Below are 23,413 nucleotides of genomic sequence, written 5' to 3'. Positions count from 1 at the left end.
GGTGAAGGCGAAGCCGTAACCCGGGATCTGCACCTTCCCTCCCAAAGGTTCTCTCTCCTCATAGAAGAGAGTGAGCACCACGGTAGTACTTTATTACGATGGTCGATACTGGATGACGCCAAAAAAAATCCGGGATTCCACTGCACCAAGGTTACATGACTACCAGTCCAATCATTTATAAAGGTATGCCTACAAAACCTGTTTTTTTTATTTGCCTATACTTAGATAAGTCTCTCTTTAAGGAAATAAAATGAAAAAAATATTATTGAGTAGTATTGGCTTTTTATTTATTACAACATGTTTTGCTCTAGGTGAGCCTATGGATCCCAATAAGTCTTTATTGCCGTCACCTTTTCCAGTTTATACTCTTGGAAATAATGGAGTGATTAATCATCCTTATCCTGGAGCAGAACAGGCACTTTTACCAACAGATAACAGTTATACTATGGCGCCTGGTTGTTATATTGCGTGTTATTCACATAATCAAGGTGTTTACCCTGTGGCAGCAGATATTTATGTAATGGGACAAATTCGCGTCTGGGGCAAGTATGAGGATCGAATTTGCCAGCCTCAGGGATATAAAGGAATGGATATCAGTAAAGAAAATAAATTCAAATTCCTCTGTTCTCAAAAAATTAATACATGTAGAAACAATACTTGTTGGGCTGGAGGCGATACCGGTGGCTGGTTTGGCATTCAGTAATTTTTGATAACTTTGGTGCGTTGATGTCGGATGGGTGAATTATCCCGGGTTGCACCCAGGCTATGAAGGAGTAATAAACTAATGAAAATAGCAGTGTGTAGTGATGAGTTTTATCCAGTTAATGAGTTTGTTGTTCAAGAGCTTGAACGTTTGGGACATCAGGTTGTTGCATTTGGTGCAATCAAAACAGGACACAGTGAATCATGGATCAAAACTGCGCAGGTTGCTGCTGAGGCAATTCGGCAGGGTACTTGTGATGAGGGTATTTTCTTTTGCTGGACAGGAACGGGTATTTCGATTGTTGCTAATAAAATTCCAGGTATACGGGCAGCACTTTGCACTGATGCTCAAACAGCGAAGGGAGCAAGGATATGGAATCAGGCAAATGTTTTGGCCCTCTCCAATCGTCTCTTAACTCAGGATTTAGCGACAGAGATTTTAGATTCTTGGTTTAATACTAAAACTGATGGAAATGGCGAACAAGTCATCAAAGAAATTGAAGCAATAGAACGTGGATATCACGAATAGAAAGCGTTTTTTTTTCGAATACCTTTCAAAACCGTGAGCACATGCAAGCGATTCTAGGAAACCAGAATTGCAGTATAATAATGACCGAAAAATAGCCAGCATGGCGAATATTTATGGCTCGCCCAATTAACATGTACTAAAATATGCTGAAATTAGAGGGTGTAAGGCCATCAGGTAGCGGAGTATAGTTCATGCCAACAGTTGTCAGTCAGTTAGATTTTAAAAGTGATTCAAAAGAGATACCACAAAAGAAGCCCAATTCCGATGATATCTGTTTTTGTGAACTGATTTACAAGGCGGCAAAAAATCTGAATAGAAATGAAGCCAAAATAGCAATTAATAAAATACTTCTTTTCGCCACTATTGATGTACAACATGCTACAACAAATGATGTGGCAGTTAGTAAATTAGCAGCTGAAGGTAATATAGAGTCAGTTAATTTTTTAATTAAAGAATTCAATGCTTCATTATTGTGGGCAGCATATGGCTATGCTCGCGGCGGGCATGTAGTGGAAGCAGATAAAGTGTTTGTACTAGCACAGGATTCTGTAGACCGACTCAAATTGTTGAAGCAAATGGCATCAGGCCATGCTCAAGGCGGGCATGTGTCAGAAGCAAAAAAAATCTTAGCGTTAGTGCAGAATTCTGCCGACCGATTCGCGGTGTTGCAGCATATGGCATTTGGCTATGCACTAAGAGGGCATGCGGCAGAAGCAAACAAAGTCTTATCGGTTAGTACAGAATTCTGCTGACCGATTTGTGGTGTTGCAATACATGGCGTTAGCTTATGCCCAAGGCGGACATGTGGCGGAGGCAAACAAAGTCCTAATGTTGGTGAAGAATCCTGCTGACCAACTCAAATTGTGGATGGAAATGGCGTATGGCTATACTCGCGGCGGACATGTGGCGGCAGCAAACAATGTTTTAGCGTTAGCCGAGAATTCTGATGACCGATTTGCAGTGCTGCAGCAAATGGCATTTGGTTTTGCTTGTGGTGGACATGTGTCAGAGGTCAATAAAGTCTTCGCCTTAGCTGAAAATTCGGCTGACCGACTTTCACTGTTACAGCATATGGCATTAGGCTATGTTCAAGGCGGATATGTAGTGGAAGCAAACAACGCCTTAGAGTTAGCTCAGAATTCAATTGAGCGACGTGCATTGTTGGTGTACATGGCATATGGTTATGCTCTAAACGGACATGTGGCTGAAGCAAATAAAGTCTTAGCGTTAGCCGATAGTCCTGCTGAACGACTGGCAGTGCTGCAACAACTGGTATGTGGCTATGCTCAAGGTGGATATGTGGCGGAGGCCAACAAAGCCCTTGCGTCAGTTCAGAATTCTGCTGGCCGACTTGCTGTGTTGCAGTCTATGGCATTGGGCTATGCTCGAGACGGATATGTGGTGGAAGCAAATAAAGTTTTCGCGTTAGCGCAGAGTCCTGCTGAGCGATTCGCATTGTTGCAGAAAATGGCACATGGCTATGTACAATGCGGATATATGACGGAAGCCAACAATGTTTTAGCCTTGGCTCAGAATACCGACGAGCGACTTGCATTGTCAAAAACAATTGTCGCTCAGTTATCTCAAAAGGCATTCTCTACTGAGCGCGATTTATTACAGCTCCTTGCAACATTTAATCCAGATTTCCAATCTGTTATTGCTTCTGAGTTAAAAAAATCCGCAGCAAAAATAGATATAGTCCACTTAGTTCCCAAAGCAACAAAACTACATGCGCTAATGAAGACCCAAAAACTTAATTTTAATCAAGCTATGGGTTGGTTGCAGCCAGAAATGCAACTATGGCTTTTACAAGGACCTCAACTGATTAAAAATAAAAAATTAGCTGCAGCAATGTTTTTATCTGTATCGACTTATTTAACATCTAATTCAATACCTGAAATGGTCGATCTTTCCAATAAATTATCTGTGACCACATGCCGTGATCGCTTCTTTAAAGATTTGCAATCACGCAATCATTTACTCGCATATGATTTAACTGCTGCACCCGCAAAAAATGCACCGGTTGCACCAGCTGCTTAAGATGACAAGCTCAGTAGAAAAATAAACTCTTAGGTGCCTAGCAACTAGAAATATAAAATGCTCAAAGTCCAGTGATTGAGAGTGATTAAAAACTTGTATAATCAGTACCTTCTGGGCTAAATTAGAATATTGCCTGCACCATAAGGTTTATTATGTTAAAACGTGATATTTCAACAACGAACATCCTAATTGTCTCCGCAGGTGGAATGATTGGCTCAGGATGGTTGTTTAGTCCATTCATTAGCGCCCAAATGGCCGGTAGTAATTCATTGATCTCATGGATTATTGCTACTGTATTTATGCTATTTATCGCACTGCCTCTGTGCGAACTTGGAACCATGTTTCCAATTTCTGGAGGAATGTCTAATTATCCAACCTTCACTCATGGGAAGGAAGTCGGATTTTTATTCGCATGGACCTCGTGGTTGTCTTATGTCGTTATGACCCCTATAGAAATTCAGGCAATTCTGCAGTATTCAAGTCACTTTTTTCCGGTATTAATTGTCAAAGATTCAGCAACGTTCGCGCTTTCTGGATATGGCTATGTTGCAGCAATGTGCATCATGCTTTTTGTCGTTGTATTGAATTCGTATGGAATTAAATTGCTTGTTGAATGCAATAAATATGCAAGTATTATTAAATTTATATTACCAAGCATTGCCATCGTTTCTTTATTACATGCTGCACCGTCCATGGGCAATGTCGCAATTGATTTGTCTACTAAAGAAAGTTGGATAGGTATTTTCACGGCCCTTTCTGCAGGGGGGGTTGCCTTTGCATTTACTGGATTCCAAAACGGCTTGATATTGGCAGGAGAAGTAAAAAATCCCCAGAGAAGTATTCCTATTGCTATTTTAGGGGCTGTACTGATCGGATTTATTTTGTATTTCATGTTGGAATTGAGTTTTATTGCTGCAGTTCCTCAGAAATATCTGGCTAATGGCTGGCATGCCTTGAGTTATCCTGGCGATAGTGGACCTTTAGTGGGGTTAACCTTAGTTTTAGGGTTAGGTGTTGTGGCCACCTTGCTATTAATTGATGCGGCGTTTTCTCCCTTTGGAACAACATTGGTTTATACCGCAGCAACTTCGAGAATTTTATATGGAATGGCATTAAATGATCATTTGCCCAAAATCTTTTTAAAGGTGAATCGCCATAAAATTCCTTACGTGACGCTTTATGCAAATTTATTAGTGGGAATATTTTCCTTCCTTCCATTTCCTGGATGGCAAAAGTTGGTGGCTTTTCTTTCTTCTGCGAGTATTTTGTCATACAGCATTGGACCTATATGTCTTTTAGCCATGCGTAAACTACAGCCACAAACACCAAGACCTTTTAGACTTGCTGGGGCTTTAGTTTGTTCTTACGCAGCATTTTATTTTTGTAATTTAATGCTGTATTGGTGTGGGTTCTCAGTCATTTGGAAGTTAGATATTGCCTTACTTTTTGGTATTTTGATTTATTGTGTCTATCACCGCAAAAACACTTGGGATAATAGTGCACTTTTATATTGGTTTTTATTTTATATGGTTACCATCCTTGTTATTTCCTACTTAGGAAGTTTTGAAGGAATAGGTATTTTAAAGTTTCCCTTTGATTTATTGAGTTTATTGCCCTTAAGTATCTTTATTCTGTATTCGTCGCAAAGATTGTTAAGTCCCGCACGTCATGAGCATGTTGCCTCCATGTCGGAAGAATCACCTGTAGTTTTAGAGGATAAAATTCTTACCTAAAGATCAAATTATGATACAATTGCTCAAATTTTATTGGCGTGGGTCTGTTATATGCGGTTTGGATTAGTTACTCTTAAGTACATGAGCAGGCGATTTTTATTATTAGGAATTTTCTTTTTATCAGCTGCTTGTGCAACAGAAGTCCCTATTTATGATTTTTCGATAAAACCTTATTCCCAAAATATTAATGATTATTTCCCCTCAGACAGCGATGACTATGAGCTTCCTTTATTAAAACCTGAATATCAAGCGGCACAACTGCTGCAGTTTTATAATCATTACTATGCTGACAGCCCCGAAGGCCTCTCTCCTTGGAGTGAGAGGATGGTTGTTGCTACTCTTCCTACAGTAAAGAAAATTGAATTGGAGATATTAAAAGAATACGACAATCAAAATAAAGCCAATGAAGAGCGACACTACGCGGAAAATTTTAAAGAGCATGATGCACTATGGCTTAATCGCATCCAACGCAATATGGATTTGCCAGCTATTGAAACACTAGCTTTTAACGAAAAAAATAAGGCTATTGCCGTAAATAATACATTTGCGCGTGCGCTTCCTGAGCATGCTCCAGATTTTTATCATTTCACAATACCTGGCCAAGGATTTCCATTTGATAACCTGCAAGAGTCAGTGATTTGGGCAGGAACACCGCTCTATGTTTTTACTATGTCACAGGATAAATCGTGGTCTTTGGTCTTAACACCTGATGCTTATTTTGCTTGGGTAAAAAGCTCGGATATTGCTTATGCCTCAACTCAATTTATTGAGCAATGGAAAAACGCAGCGAAGAAGGGACTTGTTGCAATTACGGAAACAGAAACAAGCGTTATGAATCAACATCATCACTTCGAATTGACAGGCTATATTGGCGCTGTATTTCCATTTGTTGGTCGAGATGATAATGATATATCTATCTTGATTCCAGTAAAAAATGAGCATCATCAAGCAGTGACTCAGATTGGGGTTGTGTCGTCGCATTCTGCAAGTGTGATGCCGCTTGAGGCTTCAAAAAAAAATATGGCCAAGATCCTGAAACAATTACAAAATCGTCCTTATGGATGGGGCGGAGCTTTCTTTTTTAATGATTGCTCACAAGAATTAAAGAGTCTATTTACTCCGTTTGGTATTTGGTTACCACGTAATTCGGCACAACAGGCAAAAATAAGTTCAGGAGTTGATTTAACTAAAAACACAGTTGATGAACGTATTCGTACTTTGAAAACACAAGGTCATCCACTCATGACACTGATTTATATAGGCGGCCACGTGATGCTTTATTTAGGAAACAGATCTATAAATCATGAAGAAGCGGCAATGACCTATCAAAACATTTGGGGGCTTAGCCCCGCAAGCAGAGACAAACGTTATGTTATTGGGCAAGCATTGTTTTTTCCCTTGCTTAAATATTACCCTGAAAATCCAGACATAAGTTCATTGGCTAATAAATCTTACTTTAAAATGATTTATCTTGATGAGTTAAACACAAAGGGCCCAACACCAGAAGCGTTTTCACATACCTTTATGAAACCAGCTAGCCCTAATTTGAGCTTCTAAAATGGTAAAATCAAAAATTACATATGTTTTTTTGGTACTTTTACTCATTTTAGTTTGTCTCTTTATGCCAATGACTAAACAAGCTGCTGAGCCTTGTGATGTAGCCGCGTTACAAGATGTTCCAAACTCATCATTACAAGTGATTGTAGTACAGCTCATCAAGGGCTTTGAAGTAAAAGTGACAGCATGTAAGAAACGAAAAAATTCATGGATACAGGCATTGGATTCTTTTCCTGCCGTTGTGGGGAAAGAGGGTATAGCGCCTATAGGGAAAAAGAAGGAAGGGGATATGAAAACCCCAGCTGGTTTATATTCCCTGGGTACTGCATTTGGATCAGAACCTTTAGCGCTTAAAATGGATTTTAAATACATCACTGCGGATGATAAATTTATAGATGATGTTTCTCATGAGCGTTATAACACGTGGGTCAGCGGCGATACAAACGCCAAAAGCTATGAATTGATGCTTATTGACGCATATAAAATGGGTGCAGTCATCAATTACAATATGAATCCAGTGGTCCCTGGAGCCGGTAGTGCTATTTTCATACATCTTTGGCAATCGATTAATGTAGGAACACATGGATGTCTTGCTCTGGATAAACCTCATTTGTTAAAACTACTTTATTGGCTGGATAAGAAACAACATCCTTTTATATACATATCAAGTTCGGTGTCATTATGAAAGAGATGTGTCTGGGACTGATGCAGCTGCAAAATACTTAGATTAGGGGTTGCACTTCGTCTCTGAATGGGTAAAGCTATACTCTACGTATCTTATTAGGGTATTTGTCGTGCGCTATTCTAATTATTTATGGGCTTTCGCAGCTTTATTCGTCAGCCAACTTGGCAATTCTCAAACGCTTTCAGAAAAAATAGATGGGATTATTGCACAACAATTGCCCCATGCAACCGTTGGCGTATTGATTAAAGATGCTCAGACCGGGCAAGTTGTTTACAGCAGAAATGCGGATAAACTATTGTCTCCAGCCAGTGGTATGAAAGTGCTTACAGCAGCAGCTGCGCTTTATCAATTAAAACCAGACTACCGTTTTATAACCACACTGTCACGAAAAAATCAGGATTACTATCTTCAATTTACTGGGTCACCGTCTTTTACTGTAGATAATTTGACTTCTTTAGTACTGAGTTTGCAAAAAAATAATGTAAACACAGTAAACGGCAATGTGATAATTGATAGCTCACAATATCAATCCCCATATTATCCAAGTGGAACCTCTTATGACGATTTAGGATGGTATTACGCGGCACCAGATACCGCAGCAATTTTGAATGATAATAAAGTGGTTTATGAATTAATTAGTGCAAATGAATTAGGCCAACTCGCCAAGGCGAAGCCCAAAACTCTTCCCAAAGCTTTAACTCTTATTAATGAAGTAGTGACAGTGAGTAAAGAAGAGGAAAAAAATCATTGTAGTCTGAATCTTGAAACGAAACCCAATAATACTGTGCGCTTATATGGTTGCATGATTCAGGATAAAAACCCAAAATTAATCGAACTTGCTATTCCTGATCCCATTTTATTAGTAAAACAAGTAGTCAAAAAGACCCTTAATCAAAGCAATATTGCCGTGAAAGGAACGATCACTACGGGAGTATCTCCATCAGATACTGCTTTTGTTGCCAGTTTCCAATCTAAACCCCTTAGTAAATTAATAACACATATGTTACAGCAATCTGATAATCTTTATGCAAACAGTTTAACTAAAAAATTAGGTTATTCACTCACCGGAAAGGGAACTCATAAAGAAGGTGCTTTTGCGATTAAAAAAATATTATCTGAGCATACACATCTTAATATGACGCAAATGGAGATCGTGGATGGTGAAGGCACTCGTTATAATTTGGTGACGGCGGAACAAATGGTCAACCTACTTAGCGATCTTTATCATGATAAAGACATGAATACGATTTTCTTCAAGGCCTTACCACAAGCAGGTGTTTCAGGAACACTCAAAGATAGAATGAAGAAAACAATACTTGAGAAAAAAGTATACGCAAAAACGGGTTCAATGCATGATATTTCTTCACTATCGGGTTTTATGATTAATCCAAATGAAAAAACATTTATTTTTTCTATTATTATCAATGGGGTGAATCAACCCTTAGAAAAAGCCAAGTCACTTGAAGAAAAGATATTATTGGCTTTAGATAAATACAGCTTAGAAGGTAGTCAGACTTAATTCATAATCGTTTACGTACCGCCACTTATCGTTTTTCAGTGACTATCTCCATTGGGATATCTTTTTATCCTTATGACGGCGAAAGAATAGATGCTTTAATATCCCAAGCTGACGAAGCACTTTAGGAAGCCAAAAAGATGGGTCGTAATAAAGTCGTAGCAAGTTCAAGCATGCATTCGAATAAATCGTTAATACTTTCAAATACTAAGAGGACTTGTTTCAGCAAGTGCTTTGCACATGTCTGATACTTTGAAATCAGGGACAATTTTTACAATATTATTTGCTTGAAAATTTTTCCAATTAATTTTTTGATACAGCTGACGGTTAAAAGTAAATGAATAACAAAAGGATGGCGTGTTATTACCATATGAGTCCGTAGCAAGAAGGTAGGACTTAATATAAATTTGATCTGCTTTTACATTCGAAGAATACAGTTTTTGAATAATTTTAGTGACATACGGTATGGATACTTGTGCTGCGAGTTCAGTGGCATAGAAACCCGCCTCTGTATTGGAAAGATTTGTATCAACGATACCTGTTTTTTGTAAGTAGGGGATATTTTTTAATATTTTGTTTTGATCGATATAAATAGAAAGTTCTTGCTTTGACAAACTATGACGAAGACCTACCGCATCACGATAAGTGTGTTGTTTTGCTGCCAAAACAGATGAATTAGTACATACATATAGAATACAAAAAATTGGTAATAAGCGCATTTATTTTGTCCCTAAAAGTATGTGCACATAATTACAGTATAACAAAGCTTTCAATTAAAAAATGAGTTATTTATTTGATCATAAATATTTAAACTATTCTAAAGCCAGCAATCTTGTGATTGATAAAAAAACCTGGATAATCGGCCACAATTCGATTATTTAGAGGTAGATTGTTGTGAATACTGAAAAGCTATTTTCTTATGGAACATTACGTTATGAATCGGTTCAATTAAGTAATTTTGGAAGAAAGTTACATGGAGCAGTAGATAGCCTTCCTGGTTTTGGCATGTCTAAAGTTAAGATAAAAGATTCCAGCGTCATTGCTGCAAGCGGTGAAGATGAACATCCAATTATTACATATACTGGAAAATCAACGGATAGTGTGGATGGGATGGTGTTTGAGATAAGTCCCGAAGAGTTAAAAAAAGCTGATTCTTATGAGGTGGAAGATTACAAACGGATTCAAGTGAAACTTACTTCGGGCATATTTGCCTGGGTATATGTTCATGTTGAGAGTATTGAGTTGTTATCATGAAGCAGGAAAAGGAATAGTAGTGATTGTCGGCTAGGCTGTTAAGCCCAGCGTTTAGCATTGATCTTATTTTTAAGGGAATTTTAGCGAAATATTAAAGTGCTGGACTTAACAGCCCAGCCTACCTTGCTGAGGAGTCTACGACGTACAACATGCTCCTTAATGTACCGCACGATGCTCATCTTTAACCCATCGCATCAAAAATGCTCCGATTATCTGGTATAACGGCAAAATAGCGAGAGCGATATGATAACTAAATAGTGAAAACTCATGAGAAGTACTGGCATTACTAAAGACATCAAGAAGTTTTCCTATTGCTGGCTCAGTAACTGCATCCAGAAATGCATCGCTGGCATTGATTAAAGAGGTTACTGTACCTGCCAGGTATAATGGATTTGATTCTTTTCCAATTACAAATACGATTGGAAATGCCCCTAAACTAAACCCAAAAAGGAAGAGCAATATGCTCAGTAACCAGAGTGGCATAGGATGTGCGTAGATTACCAAACTAATGGATAAAGCAGACACTAAAGTACTGTAAAACATAAAAGCACAACGATTTTGTATGCGGTTAGTAAATAAAGCAAATACAGGACATGCAAGAGCTAATCCTACAAAAACCAGAGAAATGAGAGATGGGGCAACTAATTTGTCTAAATGATATGCTTGTTGCAAAAAAGGATTTCCCCATAAGCCACAAAAAATAACTATGGGAGAGAATGCTAAACCACTGTATCCGGTTAATAGCCAGTTTTGTTTATTTTTTACTATTAACAAAATATCTTGCCATAAATGCGGGTTTTTAGAAGCATGAGTTTCAGATTTTGATGATTCAATGGAATAGGATGGTTTGTCTTGAACAACAAACAGGAACAAGAAGGCTAAAATGATCCCCATCCAAGCTACATCAACTAAACTGGCTCTCCATCCGATCTGACTGACTAACCATGCTAGCGGCATTTGTCCAAATATTGCACCAACCATGGCAGCGGTAACAAGGAACGAGGTAAGCAATGCATAATATTTGTTTGGAAACCATACTGCTGCTAATTTGAAATAAGCGATGGAAGCAAAGGAAACACCAACTCCTGTTAAAGCACGCCCTAAAATCGCGGTATTTAACTCCTGGGCTTGGGAGAAAATATAAATTCCGATAGCGCAGCAAAAAATGGCCCCTGTTGTAACCCAGCGTGTTCCATAATGATCGAGAATAATTCCTACAAATAAAGGCACAATCAGATAGGTCCAGAAATATACTCCTGATAAAACACCAAGACCTAGTCCTTGTAGGTTAAATGTATCCATCAATTGTTGAGGCATTACGCTTGGAAAATTTTGGAGGATATATTTATAAAATAAAAATGCAGCACATAAACTAATGATAAAGATGGCGCGATAAGTGATTTGTTTCTGCGATGCCTCTGCATCGAGTGTGTTTCCCATAGTGAATTTCCTCAAGATAGTTAGTCGTATCGTTTGATTATTTTGCCTTCTCCCTAGAGAGGCTAAATAATCGAAAACGCAACTCTAGGGTGAGGAGAGAAAGACCACGACGACCACCACCACAGACGCGACAGAAGCAATAGCACGCACCAACCCAAAAGAGTTGCTTAAATAACATTGATGATGCGCGTTGTTGTTCATATATATTACAGAGTGTGGAATAAATTATTTATTTTTTGATGGTACCAATTTGTCTTCGATCTTGTCAAATAGATTATCAAAAGAATTAGGCTCTGTGCTCATTTCTACTGCCTCATTGCCTTAGCTTTTCGTGACAAACGTAGACTGGGCTGCTATGCCCTGCCTACACTTATCTTCTATGACACTCACGAGTACGTGAGTGTATTGTTATTTTTTAAATTTTAATTGAGAGTCCAACTCGGGTACAGGGATATCCGGTATGAGTTTTTTGATTCTATAGAGCCAACCAAGTCTTACTTCTGGCTGCATAATTTCACCAGGTCTGACTTCATTGATGAGTTCATCCAATTCATTTTTTCGAGCAGGTGAAACCACTGCTTCAAGTACATCTCTCACATTTCTAATGTCTGTAGGGCGTGGCGCAGGTGCATGGGTTGGTACCAAGCACTCTAAATTGCGCATCATCAGTGAGTAGCTGCATTTGGGAGCGGGTTTAGGCGTTGCTTTGGGAGTTGGTCTGGGAGACATTGCCAAAGGCGTAACTTCCTCACGAGGTTGGTTTAGTAACGCACGTTGTGCTTTAGCACTGGATAATGCATGAAGTATCTCAACCTTATTTGCCTTAACTTGATCAAGACGATCAATGAAATTGTTTTTCTTAAGTTGAAGAGGTTCCATACGTTGATTCAGTGAGTCAAATCGTTGCTGTCTTCTCGCATGGTAATCGGCATTAACACAACAAACATCGGCTTTTGCGCGCTCATAGTTTAGTTTTGCTTGCAACCAGTCATCTTCGCTCAAACGCTGTGGATCAAGGCCCTCAGAAAGAACGACATAGGAATCACCGTGTTTTTGATAACGTGCTTTATGACTCGGATCAATAATTAAGTAAGCCTGATTAAAATCATTAACAGGTTCCAAATGGGCATTAAGGAGAATTTTTTCTTTTTTCAAAAACTGCTGTGCTTGCAGGAATCCACGTTCTTGTAATCTTAATCCATCCAATTCACGTTGACGGGACATCAGAGGCACTTGCATTTCATCGTGATGTTGCATTTCGGCTAATCGAGCACGTACCTGATCGATTAATCGTTGAACTACTTGTTCATGACTATGTGGAGGTTGTGCAAATTGATTTTGATAAAAGTCAAGTCGCTCTTGCAGCATGCGAATTTTTCTGTCGATAGGTGATTCAATGGTTTGTGCTCTACTGACATCAATTGAGGGGACAACCTGTGCAGTATGTTGCGCTCTAAGCGCTGCAAGTTGTGCACTTAAAGAAGCTATTTGTTGGCTTGAATAACTAGCAAATTGAGTAATTGGTTGATTGTTGAACAGGGGTGCTTGAAGAAACGCATTAAGCGCATCCAAATGGTCAGTCATATGGGCATGCTCTTCTTCCATTAATAAGGCTTCTTCTTCAAGAGCATTCAGCGCTTCTTCTATTTCCTCTAATTCTTCTTCCAGAGCTTCTTGTTCTTCATTAAGAGCGTTAAGTACGTTGCTATAGGCTCGAATATTAGCGTCCAAGATTTGTATCGCAATAGAGTTAGCACTACTTCCTTCAACAGTTTTTGTTTCTTTAAGTTTTTGATCGATTTGTTGTTGAATAATTTGATTGACGTGTTTCGCAAGCTCTTTATCTTTTGCAATGAATGCAAGAAGGCGAAGAAGCAAGCCTTCTTGCTTGAGCATTTCTTCTGCGGTTTGCTCTCTGATATATTGAATTTGTGCCTCTTCTTTCACAAGCTCTTGAACTATCATGTTGATGGTTTCGTGACCACCAGCTGTTTTAAGAAACTCAGCTACTTGTTTCGCATTCTGTAGTCCAAAACGAGAAAGAAGCTGAATTGCTAAATAAGAATCTGTTTGTGCGGTATGAGGATTGCCATTTCGTTCTATGGATGCAAACAATCGTTCTAGTTGACTTTCACTTAAAGTCATTGGTACAGATCGGGTGGGCAATGAAGTAGTAGGCACGGAAGAGACTCCAATATTAAACATCTGTTCAAATTATAAACTTTTTAAGGTTTAAAGTAAAGTAGCTAGTTTCCTAATAAACAGATAAATCAATATGTTAATCTTGAGGTTGTTGATCTATCAATAGCCCAAATTGCTGTGCATTGTTTGCGGACCCTTTTAGCACTTTTTTCCATAAAATAGATGAAAAACCAATGAGTAACAAACATGCAATAATCAATAAATCATAGCGTAATAACGATCCATATTTTAACGAACTAGGTGGTGTAAAACTAACTACAAGAGAAATGGTAATACCTATGAATCCAAAAATAGAGCATGTGGTAATTAACCAATAAAAGCGTTTTTTTTCTTGCCATGCTAATCGTATTGCCCCTGCAAACATAAACGCATACATGAATAAATACATTTGCGTTGCTAAAGTAATCATAAACCAGTATGAGGCGTTAATGCTTGGAAATAATAAAAAAAGGGTGCTTATAAACGACACGCCACATGCTTGGATCAGCAAGAATTTGGATGGGGATTGATGTGCTGAATGGTGGAGATCATTGCTCGCAAACAAAAGGCCTTTCAGTGGAGAGATAAGCCAATTATTAGCGCAACCAACACAGCCCAAAACAATTAAAATATTGACAACCAAACTTAGGTTAGCAAATTGAATTTGCGTAAAAAATACTTGAAATAGTTCGGGAATGCCACCAATAAGATTCAATTGTTTTGGAGAAAGGATGAATGCTAAAGTCAGTGAACCAAAGAGCATCGTAACAAAAATAATAATTACTGAAAGCACAATGGCAACAGGTAAAGCGCCTGGCTTACTTTCCTGGGTATAAACACCAGCAATCTCAATCCCACAAAAAGAAAGAATAATCGCGGTTAGAGATGCCCATGAATCCTGATTGGATGGGGAAATATGGTTTAGGGATTGAGGATAAAAGATCATCCAAATAGTCCCTATAGCCAAAATTAAGATAAATGGAAGCAATAATCCAAATATGGAGCAAAAAACAGTCACTCGATGAGACAAGTAAATGCCTTTTATGTTAACCCAAGTCAAACACCAAATAAAAAGATTGATTAGGATAAAAAGAAGTACTTTATTCTCAATGTAATTCGGATTGATACAATATAAAAGTGTTCCCGCGATAAAGCTGAAAAATGTGGGATAAATAAGGATGTTTTGCATCCATTGGAACCAAATGGCGATAAAGCCTGCTTTTGGGCCTAGACTTTTTTTGACCCATCCGTAGATTCCCTCATGAGACTGAGAAGAAAACCATCCTGCAATAATTGCGCTGGGCAGCAAAAAGAAGCATAACGCCAGTCCAAAATACCAGAAAATATCTGTGCCAACTAATGCCGCAGCAGGTAAATTGCGTATGCTATCAACTGAACCAACGGTCATCAATGTTAAACTAAAAACAGTTAGCTTTTTATTCATTAAAATCTCAATGATAAACAGCTTAAACCACCATCAATTTTACGAAATTCACTTACATCCACAGAAATGACGTCACAACCTGAATTACGTACCATTTCTGTGGTGTGGTGAAAACCTTGAGGCATAATGACTGCATTATTCACCCTAATACAATTTGCTGCATAAGCTTCGTTATCATCAACAATTAATTGTTTCAATGACATCAAGGCAGGATGATTCACTAATTCACCATTGACTAGCACGTGACCATTCCCAAGATAGGAAATGCCTGTTTTTAAATGAAGGAATTTTTTAAGTTCGATTAACGTACTTTTATAGCCAAATTGTGCCAATATTGAAGTCAATTGTTGCGCGCCATCAAGATTGGTGCGCTGTGAAATTCCTATGTAAAAAACATCCTCTACTTGCATGACATCCCCCGCTTCTAACGTTCCTGGGGCTTCTATTCTATAGGTGCGTCCTTTATAAAAAGATTGAATGCATGGTTCAATTAAATCAACTTCGCCTTGTCTTGATAGAGCTCCTGGTCGAGTCAGAATTGCAACTTTATCTGTAAGAAGGGCTGGATCTTCGACAAAACATGAATCAGGGAAATCGTTTGTAGCAGGTAAGACAGTAACTTCCACACCACAGCTGGATAATGCTTTAATGTAATTTTGATGTTGCTCAAGGGCTTTGACATAATCTGGACGACCTAATCCCGTAGTTGATGTTAAGCCATGAATTAGGTTGGGTGATGGTGTACGTACTATTGCTTGTTGAAACATAATAATTCCCTTTGATAAATAAAATGGCACAGATGTCATATGCCGATACTCCCAAATCTCATGCACCAAATCAAGAGGCATTAACAATAAAAAGTTGTCTCGTTTTTGTAACATGAGTGCGACGTTAGCGGAACCCAGGGCTTGTATTGACTCCTGATTACGGAAAATTATTTAATGCCCTCTCCTGCGTCCCTTTGGGGAGTGGGTTAGGGGAGGGGATATACCACAGATTTGGTTACTCAGACTTTAGATAGTGATAACTGCAGCACCTGTAAACCTTCCATGACGAAGATCCTCAAGCGCCTGATTGACTTCGGTCAATGGATAAGTATGAGTTTCTGTTTTAACGGGTACATTTGGTGCTAATGATAAAAAATCTTCTCCATCTTTGCGCGTGAGGTTGGCAACAGAGCAAAGAGTTCGTTCACCCCAGAGAATATTATAAGGAAAACTGGGGATGTCACTCATGTGGATTCCTGCACAAACAACAATACCACCTTTTGTTGTATTGCGAAGTGCAAGTGGGACAAGCGTGCCAACAGGTGCAAAAATGATTGCAGCATCAAGAAGATGTGGTGGCGATTTATCTGAGTCTCCAGCCCATGTAGCTCCTAGCTTATAAGCAAACTCCTGAGCATGGGTGTCGCCGGGGCTAGTGAAAGCATATACTTTTCGTTTTTGCTTTTGTGCTACTTGAATAAGAATATGCGCTGCAGCGCCAAAACCATATAATCCTAAGTGCTCGGCATTATTGGTTTTTAATAAAGCACGATAGCCAATTAACCCGGCACAAAAGAGTGGTGCAGCTTGATAATCAGAATATCCATCGGGTATGGGAAAGCAAAACCGGTGGTTCGCAACACAATATTCTGCGAATCCACCGTCTATTTGATAGCCAGTAAAACGAGCGTTATCACAAAGATTTTCGCGCCCAGACAAGCAAAATGAGCACGTCCCACAACTTCCGCCTAACCAAGGAACTCCAATTCGTTGACCGATCTCAAAATGGGGGACTGAAGAGCCGATTTTTTCGATGGTACCAACAATTTGGTGACCTGGAATCAGTGGAAGCGTGGGATTTTTTAATTCCCCGTCTACAACATGTAAATCGGTTCGACAAATACCACAGGCATGCACTTTGATGAGTACTTCTTCTTCTTTAGGAGTTGGCTTTTTTACCTGTTTGTAGATTAGTTTGTGTCCTGGCTTTTCCAAAACCATAGCATGCATCATAATCATTATTCCTAAATGTTTTACGTTACATAATGATGGGTATTTATTAAACTGTAGACTATATAGCGAAAACTATTTTGCTTGACAAATTACTTTTGTATATCAAACTTATTTTGGCAGATTTACATAAACCTTTATAATAATAGGCATACAAATGAGTTATATTGAAAACCATGTCTTTGATGAATTAGCAATCGGTGAGTCAGCAAGTTTAATACGAACATTAACCAAGGAAGACATTGAGCTTTTTGCGGTTATGTCTGGAGATGTAAATCCCGCACATGTTGATGCAGAGTATGCTCAAAATGATATGTTTCATAAAATCATTGCTCATGGGATGTGGGGTGCGTCTCTTTTATCTACAGTCCTAGGAACAGAGCTGCCTGGTCCTGGAACTATTTATTTAGATCAAACTTTAAAGTTTGAACATCCAGTTGCTTTAGGTGATACAGTCACCGTTACACTTGTAGTAGTCAATAAAATACCCGAACAACACATTGTTGAACTTGATTGTAAGTGTGTGAATCAGTTAGGAAAAACGGTCATTAGTGGCCTTGCAACGGTTATCGCCCCAACAGCAAAGGTGAGAAGGAAACGTGTTGAACTTCCTGCAGTAGAGTTGAAGCCGAAGCAAGAACATTGGTATCAGCGCTTAATTACAGCAAAAAACTCCTTAAAACCCCTTAAAACTGCAGTAGTGCATCCAGTTGATGTGCTGTCTCTAAAAGGTGCTGTTGCCTCTGCTGAAGCAGGTTTAATTACTCCTATTCTTGTTGGACCGAAACAAAAAATTCTTGATGCCGCAAAGGAGGCCTTAGTTGATATTTCTGCTTATGAACTTATTGCTACAGAACACAGCAACGAAGCCGCTGAAATAGCAGTGAAACTCGCTGCAACAAAAAAAGTTGAAGCGATTATGAAGGGGAAAATTCATACTGAGGAGCTGATGAAGCCTGTTGTTGTTAAAGAAAATGGCTTGCGAACAGGGCGTCGGATGAGTCATGTATTCGCTTTGGATGTACCTGGATATCCAAAGCCAATTTTTTTAACTGACGCAGCAATTAATCTTTTTCCTAATTTAAAAGAAAAATGTGACATTGTGCAAAATGCCATTGATTTATTCCATGCGCTTAAACTAGGTACTCCTAATGTTGCTATTCTTTCTGCAGTTGAAACTGTAAATGAAAAAATTCCATCGACTCTCGATGCAACCGCTTTGTGTAAAATGGCTGAGCGTGGACAGATAACTGGTGGAGTTTTAGATGGCCCTTTGGCATTTGATAATGCTGTATCCATGGAGTCAGCGCGTGAAAAGGGTATTTGTTCTCCAGTTGCTGGTAATGCGGATATTTTGGTTGTTCCTGATGTTGAGTCGGGTAATATGCTTTACAAGCAAATGACTTATTTATCCGGTATTGAAGCGGCGGGAATAGTATTAGGAGCTCATGTGCCTATTATCCTTACTAGCCGCGGTAGTGATGAGTTATCGCGCAAAGCTTCATGTGTTATGGCTTTATTGTACGTACGCAGAAAATAATAATGGAATTAAGAAAATCTGGTGAACAGTTCCGGTCATGGACGTAGTCTATTTCAGGCTTAATTTTAACCATACTCAAATAGCATGTAAGCACATAAATTATCTGGAGTGTTATTTATGTTTTTTTGGCTTTTAAGATTACTTTTTGTGGTCTCAGGATCGATTACAAGTTGGTTTGTTGCACATGATGAGCTGAAGTTTCCTATTGTGCAAATGGTCATTTCAGTGATTTTGTTTACCCTTATAATCTTCATCATTGCATTTTGGCCTGAGTTAAAAGGTTGGTATAAGCGCATTAGAAAAGGTCATCACTAAAAAAGGGCGATTTGATAGCTGCTGTACCAAATCGCCTGCATTTACCATGTCAATAAATTGACAGTCTGATTTTTATCGATGTAATTTATACTGTTTTAGGTCTTTCTGGTTCTGAGTCTGGGATTTCTTCTATTGTAGGCCCTTGCATTATTTTTTTCAGGTTAGGCAATGATCTAATGGTTTGATTTATATATTCCATAATTGCGTCTATATCATTAATTGGAATGTATGTTGGAACATGTGAAAAAACATAGGTATCCTCACTCTCGTATGCCTTGTTAATTTGCTCCAATAAACCTGATTCTGCTATTTTTTTTGCTTCATGCAATGTAATCACTCTACCTTCAGGAGGAATGAGCCCCATACCTCTATTTCTTTTGTTAACTAAATCAAACTCATCTTTAAGATAATTATCATGGGCTACAAAGCCAGTTTTAATCACACAAACTCTAGGCTTATACTCTGGATTTTCAAAGGTAATTTCATGTAAAGGCGTTTTTATGCTTGTCCATTGCCACAATATTTGACCGGGAACGGTTAATAAATGAATTGATTTTACATCGTGCATTCCTAATCCGACATAAGTTTTGCCAAAATTCCTAATCATTGTGATTTCTGAGTTTCCTGAGGTTGTTTCCATCACATCGGATACTCCTTGAAAATTCGCGGTGTCAGTTGCGCGTTCATCATTTTCTTTACGTTGATGGTAGCGCTGATATAACTCTGGATGCGTGCCTAGCAGCTCTTTAGGATCAATAAAAAAGGGTGGTAGATTGGTTTGCATTATTGCCCCATTACTGGGAATTATGCTGCTTATACTGGCGTATCGACTACCAAGGATTAATGATGGCGTTAAAGAGAGAAATCTTGATGTATTATTCGCTACAACGTGCTCAGCAATATCATAGTGGTCTTGTTTTTGCTTGGGTGCGCATATGAATTTTGTATGACTTAGGACATCTACTAACTCCCTAAGGCTCATGCCTCTGTAAATAAATCGTCCCTTATTCTGTTTTTCTATTGATTCCGCAATTTTGGGAAATGTATCAAACTTCGTTGAGTACATTTTTTTGAAGTTTTGAACGTATTTTGGAATTGAAGAGGTTATTTCAGTATGCCACTTTTCTTTTAAAACAAAGTCTAATACTCTTCTAGAATATTCATTTTGATGCTTATGACCTACGTGCTCACGTTTAGGTACATGGTTAAAAAACGTTTTTGATTTCATTACAACCACTCCGGAAACTTTTGATGCGTTAAGTTGATTTAGTGGATTATATGATCATAATTACAAAATATGGAGTTAAATTTAAACAAAATGAATTTGCGGACATCGATGAAATATGAAAGTGCCTTGTGAAAAAAAATAATATGCAATAAAAACATGGGAGAACTTGATGAAAAAGCAACATGCACCGGGATTTTTATCGTTGGTAACTGAATCTAAAAAACGTATTAAAGAAATAAGTCCTAAAATATTAAAAGAAAAAATTGAATCTAAAGAGCATATGTCCCTTATTGATGTACGCGAACTTAATGAAAGGGAAACAGGGTATATTGCAACAGCAATACACTTGAGTAAGGGCGTTATTGAACGAGATATTGAAAAAACAATTCCTAATTTAGATGAGCAAGTTATTGTTTATTGCAGCGGGGGATTTCGATCTGCGTTGGTTGCCGACAATTTACAAAAAATGGGATACACCGATGTTTATTCATTAGAAACTGGGCTACAAGGCTGGCTCGATGATGGGTATTCTCTACAAAAATAAATTTGTTTTGAGCTTTTTTCTTACTGCCATTAAGAAATCTCCTCTCCCACGAGTGGGAGAGGGGGAGTGGGCATTAGCCTAATCAATGGTCTGATCTATCTCATGGACAACTTCTCCCGGTCAGTAAGTTGACCATCTTGAAACAAAGGATAGTAAAGTAAGTTGTTGCAGCTTTAAATCACTTCTTACACTGGTGGCACGTTTCTGGCACATAAAAAATCGTTTTGATCAACTTACCCACTTTACCGAGTACAAGTCATCATTGCCACGGACTATTTGTTCTGGAGTCTAAAATTTAACCTATAATTAAAAAATATGCCGTAGGAGTACTGAATATGCGTCATTCTCAGCTCATCATGATAGGGATACATCTTGGTTACTCTCTATCTCAAAGGGGATTGTGCAAAGGTTTCTCCAGCATGTGGATTCAGGCTGTATGTTCAGGAGAAGAAAAGACTTTTATGCAAAGATTAAAGCTCCTTGAGCAATATGCAGATAAACCTGAAAAACTTGCACAAGATATTACCAATGTAAAAAAATTATTAGTTAAAGACGAACAACGGGCAAAAGAAGATCCTAAGTACCATCAGAAAACATTCAATGAGCTCACCGATGCGCAAAAAGCTTTACTAGAAGTTCCTGTTTTTTATGAAGGTATGGCACTTTATTTATCACCACAAAGTAAAGAGGTATTTAATAAATTTCTTCGCCAATTTCATGAAGTTGAAATCTCCGAATATGTTCAGTCGGAGGCATTAGAGGAATTAGGCGGTTTAGAGCGTGCCTTCCATACAAATGATCAATATAAGCTAACGGAATTAACTAAGTATCTCCAAAAGATAAGCCAAAAACTACAAGGAATACCTGATGTAGCAATTGAATTTGGTGCAAATGGTCATGCAATAAATGTTCGAGTTATAGGACCTAATCGGTTTCAAATAATTGATACGAATCATTTAGATGAAATAAATAAGATCTATACCAGTGAAGAACTTGCAAATGAATTAAATTCTTATTTCTCAAACTCTTCTTTTCTTGATTGGTTTCGAGAGCCTACGCCAATTGTTATGACAACCTCTGTATTTACTCATCAAAATAATCCCCTAGATCTTACGGGGTTAAAGAAAACAGAACCAATACAGGCATTAGTAGCAAGTAAATCTAGCCCTACACTGTTACACATAGCGGCTGAAAGAAATGATGTTGATACTTTACGGCGCATGGATTTTAGCACAATCGATGTGAACTTACCTGGTCAAGCAAATGGTACTGCCTTAGCACTGGCTGCTATATCGAGCAGTAATGAGGCTGCAGAATTTTTATTAACTATTCCATCGATAGACGTCAACAGGCCTGAAATTTTTGGCCCAATTTTTCATGCTATTTGGGTTAAAAATTATGAGTTAGCCTATAAAATTGCTGAGCATCCAAGTTTTAATATAAAAAATAATGCCATCGAATTAGGGAATGTGCTGCACGCCATAGCCGCAACTAAAAACCCTCCTCCTGAAATTGTAGAATTTGCCCAATACTTAATTGACAAAGGTGCTGATATCAATCAACAAAACAAAGAGGGAAATACGCCTCTTTATGAAGCTTGTATTAATGGAAACAAGCAATTGGCTAAGCTATTTTTGAAGAATAATGCTCGTTTAGACTTGCTAAATGCAAAAAACTTTAGTGTTCTCCATGCAGCAGCATGCAGCGGTAACATAGAACTAGTACAATTATTTCTGGAAAAGGGATTGGACTGCAATCAGCGGTCGACCTCGCAAGAAACCCCTTTACATAGTGCTTGCGTAAACGGCCAATTCGAAGTGGTAGAACTATTACTCAAATCTGGGGCAAATTTTAATCAGCAGACAACAAGTAAAGAAACTCCTTTGCATTTTGCCTGTGCCAACGGAAATAAAGAAGTAGTAGGAGCATTGCTAAATAGAGGTGCAGATTGCAACCAACTGGCGAATAGTATAACTCCTTTCCATCTTGCCTGCATGAAGGGCCATAAAGCACTAGTGGAAATGCTTCTTGAGAGTGGGGCAGATTGTAATCTTCGCACAAAAGAAGGTTTAAGGCCTTTGGATTTGATTTGTAAGCACAATCATCTCGAATTGCTTCCTACCTTGCTTACTCATACGGAGTTAACAAGTGATGATATTAAATCCAACGCTCCCTTAGCAAAATTAATTAGCTCTTATGACTGTAATGTGCAAACTGATTTTCTTAAAAAGGCGCTGACAATCTATATTCGTGAGCGCGAAGGCCAGGCTGAATATGGAAATATATTAAGCTTAGGAGTTCCCAGGAGCCAAAAAATTGCAGCAGCAAAAGCCTTTCTTGCCAATCTTAATGGCGATGAGCAGGATTTAAAGCTCTATCAATCAGCATTGAATGATGGGGAGCTTTCATTTCTTTATGGTCTTTATAAAGTTTTACCCAAACTGCAAATTGCTCCCGAATCAGCGCAACCAAAACGCTCCTATACAAAAATACTGGGTTTATTCGGCGAGATGGATTCTTCTTCGCCAGCTCCCATAGAGCCCAAGAGTCCTAGGCCATTGGACTCTACAAGTGATAGTGAAGTTATTAGACTTTTAGAAGAAAGCGATGATGATTCATCGATAAATTCCTTACCTAATTCCTTTAAAACAACTCCATTTTGACTTTCAAATGCACCAACTACATATGCATCCTGATTGATCCCATTA

General features: G+C 38.4%; 20 protein-coding genes. 13 read left to right on the top strand and 7 right to left on the bottom strand.

The annotated features are described in order from the left end of the window. Positions 1-250: 250 nt before the first annotated feature. From BGO44_RS08425 to BGO44_RS08385, 9 genes are all read left to right on the top strand, one after another. On the top strand, positions 251-703 hold the full coding sequence (locus BGO44_RS08425) for a hypothetical protein (protein WP_058510407.1): 453 nt from the start codon (positions 251-253) through the stop codon (positions 701-703). An 81-nt stretch (positions 704-784) separates the two neighbouring features. Next, positions 785-1,231 (top strand): RpiB/LacA/LacB family sugar-phosphate isomerase, encoded by a 447-nt coding sequence (locus BGO44_RS08420; protein WP_058510406.1) that lies wholly within the window; start codon positions 785-787, stop codon positions 1,229-1,231. A gap of 191 nt (positions 1,232-1,422) precedes the next feature. Next, on the top strand, positions 1,423-1,983 hold the full coding sequence (locus BGO44_RS08415) for a hypothetical protein (RefSeq protein ID WP_273197958.1): 561 nt from the start codon (positions 1,423-1,425) through the stop codon (positions 1,981-1,983). Beyond that, positions 1,934-3,271 (top strand): hypothetical protein, encoded by a 1,338-nt coding sequence (locus BGO44_RS08410; protein ID WP_273197956.1) that lies wholly within the window; start codon positions 1,934-1,936, stop codon positions 3,269-3,271. The genes BGO44_RS08415 and BGO44_RS08410 overlap by 50 nt, the downstream gene beginning before the upstream one ends. A 152-nt stretch (positions 3,272-3,423) precedes the next feature. Beyond that, complete coding sequence (locus BGO44_RS08405) at positions 3,424-5,004, top strand: APC family permease (RefSeq protein ID WP_058510404.1); 1,581 nt, start codon at positions 3,424-3,426, stop codon at positions 5,002-5,004. Positions 5,005-5,055: 51 nt separating this feature from the next. Continuing rightward, positions 5,056-6,561 (top strand): SH3 domain-containing C40 family peptidase, encoded by a 1,506-nt coding sequence (locus BGO44_RS08400; RefSeq protein ID WP_273197954.1) that lies wholly within the window; start codon positions 5,056-5,058, stop codon positions 6,559-6,561. A gap of 1 nt (position 6,562) precedes the next feature. After that, positions 6,563-7,246, top strand: coding sequence for a L,D-transpeptidase family protein (locus BGO44_RS08395; RefSeq protein WP_273197953.1), 684 nt, complete (start codon positions 6,563-6,565; stop codon positions 7,244-7,246). A gap of 109 nt (positions 7,247-7,355) precedes the next feature. Next, on the top strand, positions 7,356-8,765 hold the full coding sequence (dacB, locus tag BGO44_RS08390; protein ID WP_273197951.1) for a D-alanyl-D-alanine carboxypeptidase/D-alanyl-D-alanine endopeptidase: 1,410 nt from the start codon (positions 7,356-7,358) through the stop codon (positions 8,763-8,765). After that, positions 8,765-8,890 carry a diguanylate cyclase domain-containing protein gene (locus BGO44_RS08385; RefSeq protein WP_273198022.1) on the top strand — a complete coding sequence of 42 codons (126 nt, stop codon included), beginning with the start codon at positions 8,765-8,767 and terminating at the stop codon, positions 8,888-8,890. The genes dacB and BGO44_RS08385 overlap by 1 nt, the downstream gene beginning before the upstream one ends. Positions 8,891-8,962: 72 nt before the next feature. On the opposite strand, the gene BGO44_RS08380 is transcribed toward BGO44_RS08385, so the two are convergent. After that, the gene (locus BGO44_RS08380) at positions 8,963-9,481 is read right to left on the bottom strand and encodes a hypothetical protein (RefSeq protein ID WP_058510401.1); all 519 of its coding nucleotides are present in this window, start codon (positions 9,479-9,481) and stop codon (positions 8,963-8,965) included. Positions 9,482-9,656: 175 nt separating this feature from the next. Here BGO44_RS08380 and BGO44_RS08375 point away from each other — a divergent pair, with 175 nt between their 5' ends. Then, positions 9,657-10,016, top strand: a complete 360-nt coding sequence (locus tag BGO44_RS08375; RefSeq protein WP_273197949.1) for a gamma-glutamylcyclotransferase family protein — start codon at positions 9,657-9,659, stop codon at positions 10,014-10,016. A 156-nt stretch (positions 10,017-10,172) separates the two neighbouring features. Here BGO44_RS08375 and BGO44_RS08370 read toward each other — a convergent pair whose 3' ends face one another. The 5 genes from BGO44_RS08370 to BGO44_RS08350 form a co-directional block, all read right to left on the bottom strand. Beyond that, a complete protein-coding gene (locus tag BGO44_RS08370) occupies positions 10,173-11,456 on the bottom strand; it encodes an MFS transporter (RefSeq protein ID WP_273197948.1) in 1,284 nt (427 codons plus the stop codon). A gap of 408 nt (positions 11,457-11,864) precedes the next feature. Continuing rightward, a complete protein-coding gene (locus BGO44_RS08365; RefSeq protein ID WP_273197946.1) occupies positions 11,865-13,637 on the bottom strand; it encodes a hypothetical protein in 1,773 nt (590 codons plus the stop codon). 97 nt (positions 13,638-13,734) lie between these two features. After that, a complete protein-coding gene (locus tag BGO44_RS08360) occupies positions 13,735-15,081 on the bottom strand; it encodes an APC family permease (protein ID WP_273197945.1) in 1,347 nt (448 codons plus the stop codon). Continuing rightward, positions 15,081-15,962 (bottom strand): dimethylarginine dimethylaminohydrolase family protein, encoded by an 882-nt coding sequence (locus BGO44_RS08355; RefSeq protein WP_273197944.1) that lies wholly within the window; start codon positions 15,960-15,962, stop codon positions 15,081-15,083. The genes BGO44_RS08360 and BGO44_RS08355 overlap by 1 nt, the downstream gene beginning before the upstream one ends. Before the next feature lie 132 nt (positions 15,963-16,094). After that, on the bottom strand, positions 16,095-17,078 hold the full coding sequence (locus tag BGO44_RS08350; protein WP_058511678.1) for a zinc-dependent alcohol dehydrogenase family protein: 984 nt from the start codon (positions 17,076-17,078) through the stop codon (positions 16,095-16,097). A gap of 157 nt (positions 17,079-17,235) precedes the next feature. Here BGO44_RS08350 and BGO44_RS08345 point away from each other — a divergent pair, with 157 nt between their 5' ends. Beyond that, complete coding sequence (locus BGO44_RS08345; RefSeq protein WP_273197942.1) at positions 17,236-18,618, top strand: bifunctional enoyl-CoA hydratase/phosphate acetyltransferase; 1,383 nt, start codon at positions 17,236-17,238, stop codon at positions 18,616-18,618. A gap of 400 nt (positions 18,619-19,018) precedes the next feature. Here the strand turns inward: BGO44_RS08345 and BGO44_RS08340 are convergent, their stop codons facing one another. Further along, on the bottom strand, positions 19,019-20,161 hold the full coding sequence (locus BGO44_RS08340) for a hypothetical protein (protein WP_058510395.1): 1,143 nt from the start codon (positions 20,159-20,161) through the stop codon (positions 19,019-19,021). A gap of 169 nt (positions 20,162-20,330) precedes the next feature. Here BGO44_RS08340 and BGO44_RS08335 point away from each other — a divergent pair, with 169 nt between their 5' ends. Both BGO44_RS08335 and BGO44_RS08330 read left to right on the top strand, forming a co-directional pair. Beyond that, complete coding sequence (locus BGO44_RS08335) at positions 20,331-20,705, top strand: rhodanese-like domain-containing protein (protein ID WP_058510394.1); 375 nt, start codon at positions 20,331-20,333, stop codon at positions 20,703-20,705. 335 nt (positions 20,706-21,040) lie between these two features. Further along, positions 21,041-23,368: an ankyrin repeat domain-containing protein gene (locus BGO44_RS08330; protein ID WP_273197940.1), complete on the top strand. Its 2,328-nt coding sequence runs from the start codon at positions 21,041-21,043 to the stop codon at positions 23,366-23,368. Positions 23,369-23,413 lie beyond the last annotated feature (45 nt).

This window comes from Legionella sp. 39-23 (assembly GCF_001897665.1).
Lineage (GTDB): Bacteria > Pseudomonadota > Gammaproteobacteria > Legionellales > Legionellaceae > Legionella > Legionella steelei.
The sequence above is the reverse complement of the archived record's forward strand: the minus strand, read 5'-3'. Positions and strand labels throughout refer to the sequence as shown.

Coding starts and splice junctions, on each gene's coding strand:
- BGO44_RS08415 (WP_273197958.1), top strand. CDS start 1,423: ATGCCAACAGTTGTCAGTCAGTTAGATTTTAAAAGTGATTCAAAAGAG.
- BGO44_RS08360 (WP_273197945.1), bottom strand. CDS start 15,081: ATGAATAAAAAGCTAACTGTTTTTAGTTTAACATTGATGACCGTTGGT.
- BGO44_RS08400 (WP_273197954.1), top strand. CDS start 5,056: ATGCGGTTTGGATTAGTTACTCTTAAGTACATGAGCAGGCGATTTTTA.
- BGO44_RS08345 (WP_273197942.1), top strand. CDS start 17,236: ATGAGTTATATTGAAAACCATGTCTTTGATGAATTAGCAATCGGTGAG.
- BGO44_RS08370 (WP_273197948.1), bottom strand. CDS start 11,456: ATGGGAAACACACTCGATGCAGAGGCATCGCAGAAACAAATCACTTAT.
- BGO44_RS08380 (WP_058510401.1), bottom strand. CDS start 9,481: ATGCGCTTATTACCAATTTTTTGTATTCTATATGTATGTACTAATTCA.
- BGO44_RS08425 (WP_058510407.1), top strand. CDS start 251: ATGAAAAAAATATTATTGAGTAGTATTGGCTTTTTATTTATTACAACA.
- BGO44_RS08335 (WP_058510394.1), top strand. CDS start 20,331: ATGAAAAAGCAACATGCACCGGGATTTTTATCGTTGGTAACTGAATCT.
- BGO44_RS08420 (WP_058510406.1), top strand. CDS start 785: ATGAAAATAGCAGTGTGTAGTGATGAGTTTTATCCAGTTAATGAGTTT.
- BGO44_RS08410 (WP_273197956.1), top strand. CDS start 1,934: ATGCGGCAGAAGCAAACAAAGTCTTATCGGTTAGTACAGAATTCTGCT.
- BGO44_RS08350 (WP_058511678.1), bottom strand. CDS start 17,078: ATGCATGCTATGGTTTTGGAAAAGCCAGGACACAAACTAATCTACAAA.
- BGO44_RS08340 (WP_058510395.1), bottom strand. CDS start 20,161: ATGAAATCAAAAACGTTTTTTAACCATGTACCTAAACGTGAGCACGTA.
- BGO44_RS08330 (WP_273197940.1), top strand. CDS start 21,041: ATGCGTCATTCTCAGCTCATCATGATAGGGATACATCTTGGTTACTCT.
- BGO44_RS08405 (WP_058510404.1), top strand. CDS start 3,424: ATGTTAAAACGTGATATTTCAACAACGAACATCCTAATTGTCTCCGCA.
- BGO44_RS08395 (WP_273197953.1), top strand. CDS start 6,563: ATGGTAAAATCAAAAATTACATATGTTTTTTTGGTACTTTTACTCATT.
- BGO44_RS08355 (WP_273197944.1), bottom strand. CDS start 15,962: ATGTTACAAAAACGAGACAACTTTTTATTGTTAATGCCTCTTGATTTG.